The following is a 14,808-nucleotide window of genomic DNA, read 5'->3' as shown; positions in this document are numbered from 1 at the left end:
CGAGGATCAGGACAGAACAGGAGAGGATCAGGAAGCGGGCGGTGGCGGCGGGGTCGTGCCGTCATCCTTGTGAGCGAGCTTGCCCAGGGCGTCCTTGGCTTTGCCCGTCCCGCTGTCGATCTTGCCGCTGTACTTGCCCCTGGTCTTCTGATCGACCGTGCGGGCGGCCTTCTCCAGCCCGTGCTCGATCTTGTCCCCGTGCTGCTGCGCGAGGTCAGCGACCTTGTTCTTGGCCGGGCCGATCTTGGCCTTCAATGAATCCAGGAAGCTCATGGGCCACCTTCCCTCGGAGAGACAACAGCCTACTTGCAGCCTACTTGCGGGTGCTCTTCCCGGCCTCATTGTCCGCCGCGGCCTCCGCCGACTGCTGCTTCGGGATCTCCACGCCCTCCGCCGTCGTCTCGGGCCCGGCGCTCTCCGCAGGCTCGGCCGTCGCCGCTCCGGTCTCCCCGGATTCCGCCTCCGCCGCCACGACAGCGCTGTCCACGGCGGAATCGGCCGTCGGAGTGGTGGCCGGTGCCTCTGCGGTTGACGCCTTGGACGCGGCTACCGACTTCCGGCGAAACCGTGAAAAAACACCCATATCTTCTCCATACGTTACTCGTGGGGGCGAAATTCCGCGCCGCCCGGAGCGTCCCATTGCGCCGCCCAGGGGCACCGGCCAGAAAACCGGCGGCCGGAACCTCGCAACAGGCAACGAAGCCGACCGTGTGCCGTCACGTAACTCGTTCGGGGAGCGGCCTGTGTGTTTGCGAGACTGGGGCGGTGAGAAGCGCAGCTACCCCACCGCGGGTCATCGCCGTCGTCGGTCCCACCGCGGCCGGCAAGTCCGATCTGGGCGTTCATCTCGCCCGGCAACTCGACGGTGAGGTCGTCAACGCCGACTCCATGCAGCTCTACCGGGGGATGGATATCGGGACCGCCAAGCTGACGGCGGACGAGCGCGCCGGCATCCCGCACCACCTCCTGGACATCTGGGAGGTCACCGAGACCGCCAGCGTCGCCGAGTACCAGCGGCGCGCGCGGGCGGAGATCGACCGGCTGCTCGCCGCGGGCCGTACCCCCGTCCTGGTGGGCGGCTCCGGGCTGTACGTACGCGGTGCCATCGACGCCCTCGACTTCCCCGGCACCGACCCCGAGGTGCGCTCCCGGCTGGAGAGCGAGCTGACCCTGCGCGGATCGGGCGCCCTGCACGCCCGGCTGTCCGCCGCCGATCCCCAGGCGGGCCGCGCGATCCTGCCCAGCAACGGCCGCCGTATCGTCCGGGCGCTGGAGGTGATCGAGATCACCGGCAAGCCGTTCACCGCCAATCTGCCGGGCCATGACTCGGTCTACGACACCGTCCAGATCGGCGTCGATGTCGCCCGCCCCGAGCTGGACGCGCGGATCACGCAGCGCGTGGACCGGATGTGGGACGCGGGGCTGGTGGACGAGGTACGGGGCCTGGAGGGCCGGGGCCTGCGCGAAGGGCGTACCGCCTCGCGCGCGCTCGGCTACCAGCAGGTGCTCGCGGCGCTCGCGGGGGAGTGCACCGACGACGAGGCGCGCGCCGAGACCGTGCGCGCCACCAAACGCTTCGCGCGCCGCCAGGACTCCTGGTTCCGCCGCGACGCGCGGGTCCACTGGCTGGGCGGCGGATCGGAGCACAGGGAGGAACTGCCGCGCCGGGCGCTGGCGTTGGTCGAACGAGCGGTCACAGCCTGATCACGTGATGGCATCGGGACGCTCCGTGCGCCCTTGCGGTACCTCCGGGCGTGCCATCATCGAGCATCGATCGACCATCGGGCATCGATCGACCAGTGAAGTCCGATTGGGGAGGGCGCGTGGCGATGGAGGCCGGCCCTCGCGACAGAGAACCCACGGCACCGGACATTCCGGAAGCCTCTCCCGGGCTGAGCCCGGACGGGCCCGAGGAAGAGACCACGACCCCGGAGGTCGAGGTCGAGCTGCGTCCCCAGCGCCGGCTGCGGATCTGGCAGCTCGCCCCGATCGTGGGGCTCGCCGCGATCGGCTCGCTGATGTTCGCCTTCCCCCTCGCCTTCGGCACCGGGGACGGCGGCGCGGTCGTCGCCATGCTGGGGCTGCTGATCAGCTGCTGCGCGGCGGGCTGGGCCATGATGGCCGCCCGCAGGGTCGGCCACACCTGGCCGGGCCTGCCGACCCGCGCCTCCGGCGAGCGCCCCGACTGGCGGGTCATCGCCCTGTACGTCTCCGTGGCCGCGGCCCTCGTCGCCCTCGCCGTCTGGCGGGTCGCCCGGCTGCGCTGACCGCGCGGTCGTGATGTCGGACCCTGCTCGTACGATGGATCCCGTGAGCACTTCCCCGACCGCGCCGGTCGCCTTCCTCAAGGGACACGGGACCGAGAACGACTTCGTGATCGTCCCCGACCCGGACAACGCCATCGACCTGCCTCCCCACGTCGTCGCCGCCCTGTGCGACCGCCGGGCCGGCATCGGCGGCGACGGGCTGCTGCATGTCGTACGGTCCGCCGCACACCCCGAGGCGCGCGCCATGGCCGGTGAGGCGGAGTGGTTCATGGACTACCGCAACGCCGACGGGTCCGTCGCCGAGATGTGCGGCAACGGCGTGCGGGTCTTCGCCCGCTATCTCCAGCGTGCCGGCCATGTGACGGCGGGCGATCTGGCGGTGGCCACGCGCGGTGGCGTGAAGTGGGCGCATCTCGCCAAGAGCGCCACGGGCGGCGCGAGCGCCACGAGCACGGACAGCGCGACAGGGGCCGAGGACGGCGGCATCACGGTCCGTATGGGGCGTGCCGTGCTCCCCGACGACGGGGTGACCGTGGCCGTGGGCGGCCGGGAGTGGCCCGCGCGGAACGTCAACATGGGCAATCCGCACGCGGTCGCCTTCGTGGAGGAGCTGGCGCACGCCGGGGATCTGTTCTCCGAGCCGCCGGTCAGCCCCGCGTCCGTCTACCCGGACGGGGTGAACGTCGAATTCGTCGTCGACCGCGGTCCCCGCCATGTCGCCATGCGGGTCCACGAGCGCGGCTCGGGCGAGACCCGCTCGTGCGGTACGGGCGCCTGCGCCGTGGCCGTCGCCGCGGCCCGCAGGGACGGCACCGACCCCGCGGTCACCGGCGCCCCCGTCACCTACACCGTGGATCTGCCCGGCGGACGGCTCGTCATCACGGAGCACCCGGACGGCGAGATCGAGATGACCGGACCCGCCGTCATCGTCGCGGAGGGGTACGTCGATCCGGTCTGGCTCGAAACGGCCTTCGCAACTCGCCCTGAAGCTCGCTCGAATGGGTGATCCGTTTCACGCCGGGCGGGAGCGGGACTGGTCCACGTGGTGGGCTCGGTAGCATCAAGCACCGGCCCGGAGGGCGCCCTTGCTCTTCACCGCCGGTCGAAGCTGCCGGAGGTGCCCCATGAGTGCAGAGGCCACCAACCCTGGTGCCCAGATCAGTCGCAGACGCGGCCTTCCCCGGATCGACCTGCGCAGAATCGGCCGCGCCGCGTTACTCGGCCCCACCTCCAGGGGCAGGCTGCCCGACGCCATGGGCCATGTCGCTGACGCCCATCGCGCCCACCATCCGGACGCCGACCTCGGCGTGCTGCACAAGGCGTATGTCCTCGCCGAGGCCTCGCACCGCGGACAGTTCCGCAAGAGCGGCGAGCCGTACATCACGCATCCGCTGGCCGTGACCCTGATCCTCGCCGAACTGGGCGCCGAGACCACGACCTTGACGGCCTCTCTCCTCCACGACACCGTGGAGGACACCGAAGTGACGCTCGATCAGGTGCGTGCGGAGTTCGGTGAAGAGGTCTGCTATCTGGTCGACGGGGTCACCAAACTGGAGAAGGTCGACTACGGCGCCGCCGCCGAGCCCGAGACCTTCCGCAAGATGCTCGTGGCCACTGGCAACGATGTCCGAGTGATGTCGATCAAGCTCGCGGACCGGCTGCACAACATGCGGACCCTCGGTGTGATGCGCCCCGAGAAACAGGCCCGCATCGCCAAGGTCACCCGGGACGTCCTCATCCCGCTCGCCGAACGCCTCGGTGTGCAGGCCCTCAAGACCGAGCTGGAGGACCTGGTCTTCGCGATCCTCCATCCCGAGGAGTACGCGCACACCCGTGCCCTGATCGCCGACAACGCCACCGCGGGGGACGCTCTCGCGGCGATCTCCGAGGACGTCAGGAGGGTGCTGCGCGAGGCGGACATCGCCGCCGAAGTCCTCGTGCGGCCGCGGCACTTCGTCTCCGTACACCGGTCCGGGCTGAAACGCGGCGAGCTGCGCGGCACGGACTTCGGCCGGCTGCTGGTGCTCGTCGGCGAGGACGCCGACTGTTACGCGGTCCTGGGCGAGCTGCACACCTGTTTCACACCGGTCATCTCCGAGTTCAAGGACTTCATCGCCGCGCCCAAGTTCAACCTGTACCAGTCGCTGCACACCGCGGTGGCGGGGCCCGACGGAGCGGTCGCCGAAGTCCTCATCCGTACGCACCAGATGCACAAGGTCGCCGAGGCCGGGGTCGTCGCCCTCGGCAATCCGTACGCGTCCGTGGAGAGCGGGGGAGCGTCGGACGGTCCGGGATCCGCCCCCGGGACCGCTGCCCCGGCCGGTACGGCGCAGGAGTCCGGCGGGGAGCCGCAGGACGGCGAGCGCGCCGATCCGACCAGGCCCGGCTGGCTCTCCCGGCTCCTGGAGTGGCAGCAGGCGGCGCCCGACCCGGACACCTTCTGGACGACGCTCCGCGCGGACCTCGCCCAGGACCGGGAGATCACCGTCTTCCGCGCCGCGGGCGGCATGCTCGGACTCCCGGCCGGGGCGACCTGCGTGGACGCCGCGTACGCGCAGTACGGCGAGGCCGCGCACGGCTGTATCGGGGCGCGCGTCAACGGCCGGCTGGCGACGCTCAGCACGGTCCTGAACGACGGCGACACGGTCCAGCTGCTGCTCGACGGCGACGCCGTCTCGGGGCCCTCCCCGGAGTGGCTGAGCCACGCCCGTACCGCCGCCGCCCGGATCGCGATCACGGGATGGCTCGCGGCGCACCCGGAAACGGTGGGACTCCCCGCCGCCACGCCCCGCGCCGCCCTCGCCGTCAGCACGGGGCGGCGGGACGTCGCCAACGCCGTGGTGGACCTGCCGGGCGCGACGGTCCGGCTGGCGGGCTGCTGCACGCCCGTACCACCCGACGCCGTCACCGGCTTCGCGATCCGCGGCGGCGTCGTCACCGTCCACCGGCAGGAGTGCCGGGCGGTGGAACGGATGCGGGCCCTCGACCGCGCGCCCGTCGCGGTGAGCTGGGGAGACGCGCCGGAGTGCCGGGTCACGCTGTACGCCGAGTCCTTCGGGCGTCCGCGGCTGCTCGCCGATCTCACGGAAGCCATCGCCACGGCGGGCGCCGCGATCGTCGCGGCCACCGTGGAACCGCCCAGCGAACAGCGCGTACGGCACACGTACACGCTGGAGCTGCCGGACGCGGCGGGGCTGCCGGGTCTGATGCGGGCGATGCGCGACGTACCGGGGGTGTACGACGTCAGCCGCGCCCAGCATCCGGCGACGGCCTGATCGCTCCGCCGGGCGTCGGTCGACCGCGACGGTGTTCGTCAACCGCGCGCCGATCGGCATCCGGCCCGTGCCCGCGCTCTGACCTGCCCCTTTCGGGTGGGTACGGAGCGCGCCGCCGCGGTGCGCCAGGGAGGCGCTGGTAGCCGTGGGGCATGCTCCTCACCAACCGCCGACTGCGCGCCGCCCTGCTGGCCGCCGCCTCGGTCTCCCTCGTCGCCGCGACCCTGCCCGCCCCCGAGCCGCTCGGCATCGGCGATCCGCTCTTCCCACGGCTCGGCAACCCCGGCTACGACGTGGTCGCCTACGACCTCGACTTCACCTACGGCGGCGACAACCGCAAGCCGCTGGACGCCATCACCAAGATCGACGCACAGGCGACCCAGCGGCTGGAACGGATCAACCTCGACTTCACCCACGGAAAGGTCCGCTCGGTCCAGGTGAACGGCGCGGCGGCGCGCTTCGCCACGGCCGGCGAGGACCTGGTGATCACCCCCGCCACGCCGGTCGAGGACGGCGCGCGGATGCGCATCACCGTCAGCCACACCAGCGACCCCACGGGCAACCGCGGCGGCTGGGTACGGACCGGCGACGGACTGGCGATGACCAACCAGGCCGACGCCGCCCACCGCGTCTTCCCCGGCAACGACCACCCCGCCGACAAGGCCTACTTCACCTTCCGGATCACCGCGCCCGAGCGGCTGACCGCCGTGGCCAACGGCGTGCTGGAGGGCAGGGCACGCGCGGGCGCGATCACCACCTGGACCTACCGCACCCACCACCCCATGGCCACCGAACTGGCCCAGGTCTCCATCGGCGACTCGACCGTGGTGCGCCGCCAGGGGCCCGGCGGACTGCCCGTACGGGACGTGGTGCCGACCAAGGACCGCCAGAAGCTGGAGCCCTGGCTCAAGAAGACACCGGACCAGATCGGCTGGATGGAGCGGCAGGTCGGGCCGTACCCCTTCGAGAACTACGGCGTCCTGGTCGTGGGCGCCGACACCGGCTTCGAGCTGGAGACACAGACACTCTCGCTCTTCGAGCGCTCCCTGTTCACCCAGCCCGGATACCCGGAGTGGTACGTCGACTCCGTCATGGTTCATGAGCTGGCACACCAGTGGTTCGGCGACAGCGTCTCCCCGCGCAGGTGGTCCGACCTCTGGCTGAACGAGGGACACGCCACCTGGTACGAGATGCGCTACGCGCAGGAGCACGCCGGGGAGTCGATGGAGACCCGGATGCGGGAGGCGTACCGGCAGTCCAACGGCTGGCGGGCGGCGGGCGGCCCGCCGGCCAGCCCGAAGCCTCCGGTCGAGGGGCAGCCGATCAGCCTGTTCCGGCCGGTGATGTACGACGGAAGCGCGCTGGTGCTCTACGCGCTGCGGAACGAGATCGGCGAGCAGGCCTTCGCGCGCCTGGAACGGGACTGGGTACGGATCCACCGGGACGGGACGGCGACGACGGCGGACTTCACCGAGCTGGCGTCGTCCGTCGCGGGGCGTGATCTGTCCGCGTTCTTCACGGCGTGGCTGTACCGGCAGAAGACTCCGCCGATGCCCGGCCACCCCGACTGGCGCTCCGAGGCACCGGCCGGCAACCAGAACGCCCCGCGGAATCGGCACGCCGCACCGGACCGGACGCCTCACGGCACCGGGGCACCCCACGGCACCGGGACATCGGACAGCGCTGGGACGTCGGACGGGAACAGAGCGTGAAACCCGAGTGACGGCCGGGCGGAACCGTGTCACCATCGAATGGTCGGCGACGCGGCCGGGAATCATTTCCCATCGTCACGCGTTGTGACTGACGTACCGGATTTCTCTTCGACGTAAGGATCCAATGACCTCCTCTTCCTCCCCTTCCCAGGACGTACAGCGTTTCGCGGACCCCCGCACGGAAAGCCTTCGGGCCGATGCCCTGATGGAAGAGGACGTCGCCTGGAGCCAAGAGATCGACGGAGAGCGGGACGGCGAGCAGTTCGACCGCTCCGAGCGCGCGGCGCTACGGCGTGTGGTGGGCCTCTCCACCGAGCTGGAAGACGTCACCGAGGTCGAGTACCGGCAGCTGCGCCTGGAGCGCGTGGTGCTGGTCGGCGTATGGACCTCGGGGACCGTGCAGGACGCCGAGAACTCGCTCGCGGAGCTGGCGGCGCTCGCCGAGACGGCGGGCGCGCTCGTGCTCGACGGTGTGATCCAGCGCCGTGACAAGCCCGATCCGGCCACGTACATCGGCTCGGGCAAGGCCCAGGAGCTGCGGGACATCGTGCTGGAGAGCGGCGCCGACACCGTTGTCTGCGACGGTGAGCTGAGCCCCGGCCAGCTGATCCATCTCGAAGACGTCGTCAAGGTCAAGGTCGTCGACCGTACGGCCCTGATCCTGGACATCTTCGCCCAGCACGCCAAGTCCCGTGAGGGCAAGGCCCAGGTCGCGCTGGCACAGATGCAGTACATGCTGCCGCGGCTGCGCGGCTGGGGTCAGTCGCTGTCCCGTCAGATGGGTGGCGGCGGTGGTGGCGGCATGGCCACCCGCGGTCCCGGTGAGACCAAGATCGAGACGGACCGGCGGCGTATCCGCGAGAAGATGGCGAAGATGCGCCGGGAGATCGCGGCCATGAAGACCGGCCGCGAGATCAAGCGGCAGGAGCGGCGGCGCAACAAGGTGCCGTCGGTCGCGATCGCCGGATACACCAACGCGGGCAAGTCCTCACTGCTCAACCGGCTCACCGGCGCGGGCGTGCTGGTGGAGAACGCGCTGTTCGCCACCCTCGACCCGACCGTGCGCCGGGCCGAGACCCCGAGCGGCCGGATCTACACCCTGGCCGACACGGTCGGATTCGTCCGGCATCTGCCGCACCACCTCGTCGAGGCGTTCCGCTCCACGATGGAAGAGGTCGGTGACTCCGATCTGATCGTGCATGTGGTGGACGGTTCGCACCCCGCGCCGGAGGAGCAACTGGCCGCCGTGCGTGAGGTGATCCGCGATGTGGGCGCGGTGAACGTACGCGAGATCGTGGTGATCAACAAGGCCGACGCGGCCGATCCGCTGGTGCTTCAGCGGCTGCTGCGCGCGGAGCGGTACGCGATCGCCGTCTCGGCGCGTACCGGCCAGGGGATCGGCGAGCTGCTCGCGCTCATCGACGAGGAGCTGCCCCGGCCCGAGGTCGAGGTCGAGGTGCTTCTCCCGTACACCGAGGGCTCGTTGGTCTCCCGGGTCCATGCCGAGGGCGAGGTGCTTTCCGAGGAACACGCCCCGGAGGGCACGGTGCTCAAGGCGCGTGTCCATGACGAGCTGGCCGCCGCGCTCGCTCCGTATGTGCCGGTGGCCGGCTGACCGCAGGCCGCGGCCCGTAACAGGACGAAGGCCCGCCCCCTCCGTGAGAAGGGGGCGGGCCTTCGTGCCGTGCAGATGTCCTCGGCGCCCGCGCCGAGACCCGGATCCGCCGACCGGCCCGAGGCGACCGGCCGGAAGCGACCGCCCCGAGCGACCGCCCCGGGGCGACCGGGCCGATGGCACCGATCGCCCCGATGGCCTTGTCACCGCGGGGCCCTGGACGGGCCCGCGGGCCCGCGCGTCACCGACCGGCGAACTTCTCGCTGACCCCGTCGTAGACGCCCTTGGCGACATCACCGAGACGCGGCCCGGCGAGCCAGCCCGCCGTGACCGGACCGATGGAGGTGTTGGACACCAGGGCCGGCGTGCCGTCCGCGCCGTTCGCGACCCAGCCGCCACCGGACGAGCCACCGGTCATGGTGCAGCCGACCCGGTACATCGTCGGGTCGTCGGCCGTCAGCGACAGCCGGCCCGGCTTGTCCTGGCACTGGAAGAGCTTCTGGCCGTCGAACGGCGGCGCCGCCGGATAGCCGGTCGCCGTCATGGCGTCGATCTGCGGGGTGGCCGGAGCGTTGAACTCCACGGGCAGTGCCGAACCGACCGTCTCCTCCAGGGACTTGCCGGTGCCGCCCTTCTCCGGAGTGACATGGATGACCGCGAAGTCGTACGGAGCACCCTGGCCGCCGCTCGAGGCGCCCTGCGAGATCCACTGCTCGGAGGTCTGTGCCCAGTCGGCCCACCACACGCCCTCCGGAGCGATCCGCTCCTTGGGGGCCGTCTCCAGATCGGCCGTCGACAGACCGTCGTTGTTGTACGACGGGACGAAGGCGAGGTTGCGGTACCAGCCGCCGGTCTTGCCCGCGTGCACGCAGTGGCCCGCGGTCCACACCAGGTTGGACTTGCCGGGGTGGGCCGGGTCCTCGACCACCGTCGCGGAGCAGACCATCGACCCCTCGGGGCCGTCGAAGAACAACTTGCCCGCCTCGGCGGCGTTCTCGCGGTAAGGCGCGTTCACGGCCTGCGCGGTGACCGGATCCGGAGTCGGGTCGGTCACGCCCGCGTCGCCGGAGATGTCCTGCTCCTCGACGGCCTTCTCCGGCGGCTTCTCCGCGTCCCGCATCCGGTCCGGGTCCCAGAGGCCCTCGATGATCGGGTTGATGTAGTCCTTGGCCTCACGCAGCCAGGTGTCCTTGTCCCAGTTCTTCCACTCGCCGTTCCTCCACTTGTCCATATCGAACCCGCGCTCCTTGAGCCGGTCCTTGAGCTCGTCGGGTATCTGGATCTTGCCGTCGGACGAGGCGGTGGCGGCGTCGCTCGCCTGACCGGTGGCGTTGTCCTCCTCCGGCCCGCAGGCCGTGGCCGTCAGCGCGAGTGCCGCGGCCATCGCCGCCGAGGCGAGGACGGGGGAGTTTCTGCGCCGTGGGCTCCTTCCACGGCGTGCGGCGAGCGTGGCGCGAATGGGTCGCATGGCGTGATCCCCCTGGGACTTCGGACAATTCGGAACGGTGAAACGTAGGGCGCGCCCCGGTCGCGGTGCCGGAGCCGGGACGACGGCCCCCCACTATGCCGGTGCCGATGGGGACGGCGTGCGGCAGGGCAGCGGTTCCGCGTCCCAAGGATCTTTCGGCTGCCCGTGATCCCTGGCACTTCCCGTCGTTTGTACGTACGGGACGGCGCCCCGTCTCATGTCGGTGTCCACCGTCGAACATTCGGCGGGTGAGCGCCGTACTGACTGACAACCGACCGACGAACAACCGCAACTGACTGACTGTGACATGAAGTGTGACAACGGGAGGACCGACAGCCGTGGCCGTGACCGAACCCCCTCCAGCGGCACCGACCGTCGCCCATGAGGGCATTCTCCGGCGGCAGTCCTTACGGGAATCGGCGGCCCGCACCTATGCGAGGTCCCTGCCCATCGTGCCCGTGCGCGCGCGAGGACTGACCATCGAAGGCGCCGACGGGCGGCGGTACCTGGACTGCCTCTCCGGCGCGGGCACACTCGCCCTCGGACACAACCATCCGGTCGTGCTCGAAGCGATCAGGAAGGTCCTCGACTCCGGGGCCCCGCTCCATGTCCTCGATCTGGCCACACCCGTCAAGGACGCTTTCACCACAGAGCTGTTCGCCACCCTGCCACCGCGGTTCGCCGAGAACGCCCGGGTGCAGTTCTGCGGCCCCGCGGGCACCGACGCCGTCGAGGCCGCGCTCAAGCTCGTCCGTACCGCCACCGGCCGCACCGGACTCCTCGCCTTCACCGGCGCCTACCACGGGATGACGGCCGGAGCCCTCGCCGCCTCGGGGGGAGCCGAGGACGTACGGGTGACCCGGCTGCCGTATCCGTACGAGTACCGCTGCCCGTTCGGCATCGGCGGGGAGCGCGGTGCCGAACTCGCCGCGCGCTGGACCGAGAACCTCCTCGACGACCCCAAGGGCGGCCTGCCCGCCCCCGCCGGAATGATCCTCGAACCGGTGCAGGGCGAGGGCGGGGTGATCCCCGCCCCCGACAGCTGGCTGCGCAGGATGCGCGAGATCACCGCCGGCCGGTCCATCCCGCTCATCGCCGACGAGGTGCAGACCGGGGTCGGCAGGACCGGCACCTTCTGGGCCGTGGAGCACAGCGGGATCACCCCCGATGTGATGGTGATGTCCAAGGCCATCGGCGGTTCCCTTCCGCTGGCCGTGATCGTCTACCACTCGGATCTCGACTGCTGGCCGCCCGGCGCCCACGCGGGCACCTTCCGCGGCAACCAGCTCGCGATGGCGGCGGGCGCGGCCACCCTCGCCTACGTACGGGAGAACCACCTCGCCGACCGCGCCGCGATCCTCGGCGCGCGCATGCTGGGGCAGCTCCAGGGTCTGGCCGCCAGCCATTCCTGTATCGGAGACGTGCGGGGCCGTGGTCTCATGATCGGTGTGGAACTCGTCGTCCCGGAAGCCGGTGACCCGGCCCCGCCGGATCCGGCCCTCGCCACAGCCGTCCAGCGGGAGTGTCTGAGCCGCGGCCTCATCGTGGAACTGGGCGGACGCCAGGCCGCCGTCGTACGGCTGCTCCCGCCCCTCACGCTCACCGACGAGCAGGCCGTCGCGGTCCTCGACCGCTTCGCCGACGCCCTGGCCGCCGCCGAGCGCGCCGCACTCCGCCGGAAAGAAACCGGCCCCTAGAACTGCCCCCGGACACCCTCACAAGGAAGCCCCCGCCGTGAACTCCACCCCCGCACCTGATGTGCCCGAGGCCGCCGGCCGCCCCACCGTCCACCCCGGAGAACACGACCGGGTGCAGGACGCGTCCCGCGCCTCCGGCACCGTCGAGCCGACGACGGTGCCACGGCAGCCGACGGGCGGCTTCGACGGCCAACTCGCCGGCGGCGCCGACACGTTCGCCGGAGTCCCGGTGGCCGACCAGCTCGACCACCCCGACCCGCTGAAGGCCGCCGACGCGGCGGCCGTCGAGAATCTGCTGCGCTGCTGGGTCAGGGAGAACGATCTGCCACGCCCCGAGGACCATGTCCTCCGGATCCCCCTCCACGCCAGCGGCACCGCGCTGCTCGTCCCCGTCCGGTACTGGTCGGTGACGGGCTGGCACCGCTTCGGGATGCCGTACCTGGAGAGCGCCCCCCGGGACGCCCCGGCCGCCGAGGCCGTCACCGTCGCCGCCCTCCTCGGCCGGGAGTCGGGCCGCTACCAGGGCGGGGAGCTGGTCGGCAGGGTCGCCAACTCCCTTCTCCACACGGCCGACTTCCTCGCCGAGCGGCGCCGCCGCCCCGAAGCCGCTCCCGACGCCGACCTGTTCCTCACCGCCGAGCAGTCGCTCCTCCTCGGCCACCCCCTGCATCCCACGCCCAAGAGCCGGGAAGGGCTCTCCGAGGCCGAGGCCCGGCTCTACTCCCCGGAGTCGCGCGGCTCGTTCCCGCTGCACTGGATGGCCGTCGACCGGTCCGTACTCGCCACCGACTCCGCCTGGACCGAGCAGGGCCGCGTCCTGCCCGCCGAGAAGCTCACGGCACGCCTCCTCGGCGATGTCACTCTTCCCGAACACTCCGTCGCCCTGCCGCTCCATCCCTGGCAGGCGCGTGAGGTGAGGCACCGCCCCGCCGTGGCCCGCCTCCTCGACGCCGGTCTCCTCCATGACCTGGGCCCCCACGGCGCACCCTGGCACCCCACCTCCTCGATCCGTACCGTCTACCGGCCCGGCGCCCCCGCCATGCTCAAGCTCTCCCTCGGGGTACGCATCACCAACTCCCGCCGCGAGAACCTCCGCAAGGAACTGCACCGCGGTGTCGAGGTCCAGCGGCTGCTGCGCAGCGGACTCGCCAAGGAGTGGCAGGCCGCCCATCCCGGTTTCGACATCGTCCGGGACCCCGCCTGGCTCGCCGTCGACACCGAGGACGGCGAAGCCGTGACCGGACTCGACGTCATGCTGCGCCACAATCCGTTCACCTCGGCGGACGACGCCGTCTGCATCGCCGGACTCACCGCCGCGCGCCCCTGCCCGGGGCGTGCCGGTATGCGGTCGCGGCTGGCCGGGATCGTCTCCACGCTCGCCGCCCGCACCGGCCGTTCCGGCGGGGCCGTGGCCGCCGAGTGGTTCCTGCGCTACCTGGACCAGGTCGTACGCCCGGTGCTCTGGCTGGACGGTACGGCCGGCATCGCCCTGGAGGCACACCAGCAGAACACCCTGGTCCTCCTCGACACCGAGGGCTGGCCCGTCGGCGGGCGTTACCGCGACAACCAGGGCTACTACTTCCGCGAGTCCCACCGTGGCTCACTGGAACGCCGGCTGCCCGGCATCGGCGCCGCCAGCGACACCTTCGTCTCCGACGATGTCACCGACGAGCGTTTCGCCTACTACCTCGGCATCAACAACGTCTTCGGTCTGATCGGCGCGTTCGGCGCCCAGGGCCTGGCCGACGAACGCGTACTGATCGCCGCCTTCCGCCAGTTCCTCGCCGGGGCGGCAGGGCTCGGCTCACGGCTGCCCGAGCAGCTCCTGGAGGCATCCACCCTCCGCTGCAAGGCCAACATGCTCACCCGGCTGCACGGCCTCGACGAGCTGGTCGGCCCCGTCGACACCCAGTCCGTCTACGTCACCATCGCCAACCCCCTTCGCCGTTGAAGGGCATGAATCGTCCGCACCGCCGAGAGGAGAGCTTCCCTGTGTCTCCCACCGATGCCGGCACCGACACCGGAGCCGGTCCCACCCCGCGTACGGTCGGGGGCGCCGATGACACCCTCGACATGCGGTGGTCCGATGAGCTCGTCGCACTGTTCGGAGAGGGGGATCCGATGGCCCTGACCCCTTCGCGTGACGACCCCGCGGGCGGAGATCTGCTCGACGCCCCGGCCGGATGGGGGCCCGCCGCCACCTCCGCGGGTGTCTTCCAGCTCGTGCCGGTACGCCTCGCCCGCGACGTGGCGCTGATCAGCCGCTGGATGAACGACCCCGCCGTCGCCGCCTTCTGGGAGCTGGCGGGGCCGGAGGAGGTCACCGCCGCCCATCTGCGCCCGCAGCTCGACGGCGACGGCCGCAGCGTCCCCTGTCTCGGTGTGCTCGACGGGGTCCCGATGAGCTACTGGGAGATCTACCGCGCGGACCTCGATCCGCTCGCCCGGCACTACCCCGCACGCCCCCACGACACCGGGATCCATCTCCTGGTGGGAGGCGTCACCAACCGCGGCCGCGGAGTCGGCACGACCCTCCTCAGAGCCGTCTCCGATCTCGTCCTCGATCACCGTCCGCGCTGCGGGCGCGTGATCGCCGAGCCCGACCTCCGTAACACGCCCTCCGTGTCCGCCTTCCTCAGCGCCGGCTTCCGGTTCTCCGCGGAAGTCGACCTGCCCGACAAACGAGCCGCCCTCATGGTCCGCGACCGTGCCCTGCGCGAGCTGCTGTGAACGACCGGCTCGCGTGGCCGGCCCGCCTCGACGCCCGTCCCGCC

At 71.5% G+C, this 14,808-nt stretch carries 12 protein-coding genes; 9 read left to right on the top strand and 3 right to left on the bottom strand.

All coding sequences use genetic code 11. The features are described 5' to 3' along the window. Nucleotides 1-27: 27 nt before the first annotated feature. Together ACIOGX_RS17870 and ACIOGX_RS17865 are read right to left on the bottom strand one after the other, a co-directional pair. Nucleotides 28-273, bottom strand: coding sequence for an antitoxin (locus ACIOGX_RS17870; protein ID WP_401914157.1), 246 nt, complete (start codon nt 271-273; stop codon nt 28-30). Nucleotides 274-313: 40 nt separating this feature from the next. Continuing rightward, nucleotides 314-487 (bottom strand): gliding motility protein, encoded by a 174-nt coding sequence (locus ACIOGX_RS17865; RefSeq protein WP_356511906.1) that lies wholly within the window; start codon nt 485-487, stop codon nt 314-316. A 278-nt stretch (nt 488-765) separates the two neighbouring features. Here ACIOGX_RS17865 and miaA point away from each other — a divergent pair, with 278 nt between their 5' ends. The 6 genes from miaA to hflX all read left to right on the top strand — a co-directional run bounded on the left by miaA (nt 766) and on the right by hflX (nt 8,869). Beyond that, the gene (gene miaA, locus ACIOGX_RS17860) at nt 766-1,704 is read left to right on the top strand and encodes a tRNA (adenosine(37)-N6)-dimethylallyltransferase MiaA (RefSeq protein WP_356511904.1); all 939 of its coding nucleotides are present in this window, start codon (nt 766-768) and stop codon (nt 1,702-1,704) included. Nucleotides 1,705-1,829: 125 nt separating this feature from the next. Next, nucleotides 1,830-2,267 carry a hypothetical protein gene (locus ACIOGX_RS17855; RefSeq protein ID WP_356511903.1) on the top strand — a complete coding sequence of 146 codons (438 nt, stop codon included), beginning with the start codon at nt 1,830-1,832 and terminating at the stop codon, nt 2,265-2,267. Between the two features lie 34 nt (nt 2,268-2,301). After that, nucleotides 2,302-3,273 (top strand): diaminopimelate epimerase, encoded by a 972-nt coding sequence (gene dapF, locus ACIOGX_RS17850; protein WP_401914153.1) that lies wholly within the window; start codon nt 2,302-2,304, stop codon nt 3,271-3,273. A gap of 118 nt (nt 3,274-3,391) precedes the next feature. Continuing rightward, nucleotides 3,392-5,542 (top strand): RelA/SpoT family protein, encoded by a 2,151-nt coding sequence (locus ACIOGX_RS17845; RefSeq protein WP_401914150.1) that lies wholly within the window; start codon nt 3,392-3,394, stop codon nt 5,540-5,542. Nucleotides 5,543-5,694: 152 nt separating this feature from the next. Next, entirely contained in the window at nt 5,695-7,254 is a 1,560-nt protein-coding gene (locus tag ACIOGX_RS17840; RefSeq protein ID WP_401914147.1) for a M1 family metallopeptidase, read from the top strand. A 124-nt stretch (nt 7,255-7,378) separates the two neighbouring features. Beyond that, nucleotides 7,379-8,869, top strand: a complete 1,491-nt coding sequence (gene hflX, locus ACIOGX_RS17835) for a GTPase HflX (protein ID WP_356511895.1) — start codon at nt 7,379-7,381, stop codon at nt 8,867-8,869. Between the two features lie 241 nt (nt 8,870-9,110). Here hflX and ACIOGX_RS17830 read toward each other — a convergent pair whose 3' ends face one another. Further along, a complete protein-coding gene (locus tag ACIOGX_RS17830; protein WP_401767409.1) occupies nt 9,111-10,337 on the bottom strand; it encodes a trypsin-like serine peptidase in 1,227 nt (408 codons plus the stop codon). Between the two features lie 338 nt (nt 10,338-10,675). On the opposite strand from ACIOGX_RS17830, the gene ACIOGX_RS17825 reads away from it, so the two are divergent. From ACIOGX_RS17825 to ACIOGX_RS17815, 3 genes are read left to right on the top strand one after another with little or no spacing between them, the layout of a single operon-like run. Further along, the gene (locus ACIOGX_RS17825; RefSeq protein WP_356511891.1) at nt 10,676-12,034 is read left to right on the top strand and encodes a diaminobutyrate--2-oxoglutarate transaminase family protein; all 1,359 of its coding nucleotides are present in this window, start codon (nt 10,676-10,678) and stop codon (nt 12,032-12,034) included. A 37-nt stretch (nt 12,035-12,071) separates the two neighbouring features. Then, nucleotides 12,072-13,985 carry an IucA/IucC family protein gene (locus tag ACIOGX_RS17820; RefSeq protein WP_401914142.1) on the top strand — a complete coding sequence of 638 codons (1,914 nt, stop codon included), beginning with the start codon at nt 12,072-12,074 and terminating at the stop codon, nt 13,983-13,985. A 41-nt stretch (nt 13,986-14,026) separates the two neighbouring features. Then, on the top strand, nt 14,027-14,764 hold the full coding sequence (locus tag ACIOGX_RS17815) for a GNAT family N-acetyltransferase (protein ID WP_387016430.1): 738 nt from the start codon (nt 14,027-14,029) through the stop codon (nt 14,762-14,764). Nucleotides 14,765-14,808 lie beyond the last annotated feature (44 nt).

It is taken from the genome of Streptomyces sp. NPDC088147 (assembly GCF_044741565.1).
Taxonomy (GTDB): domain Bacteria; phylum Actinomycetota; class Actinomycetes; order Streptomycetales; family Streptomycetaceae; genus Streptomyces.
The sequence above is the reverse complement of the archived record's forward strand: the minus strand, read 5'-3'. Positions and strand labels throughout refer to the sequence as shown.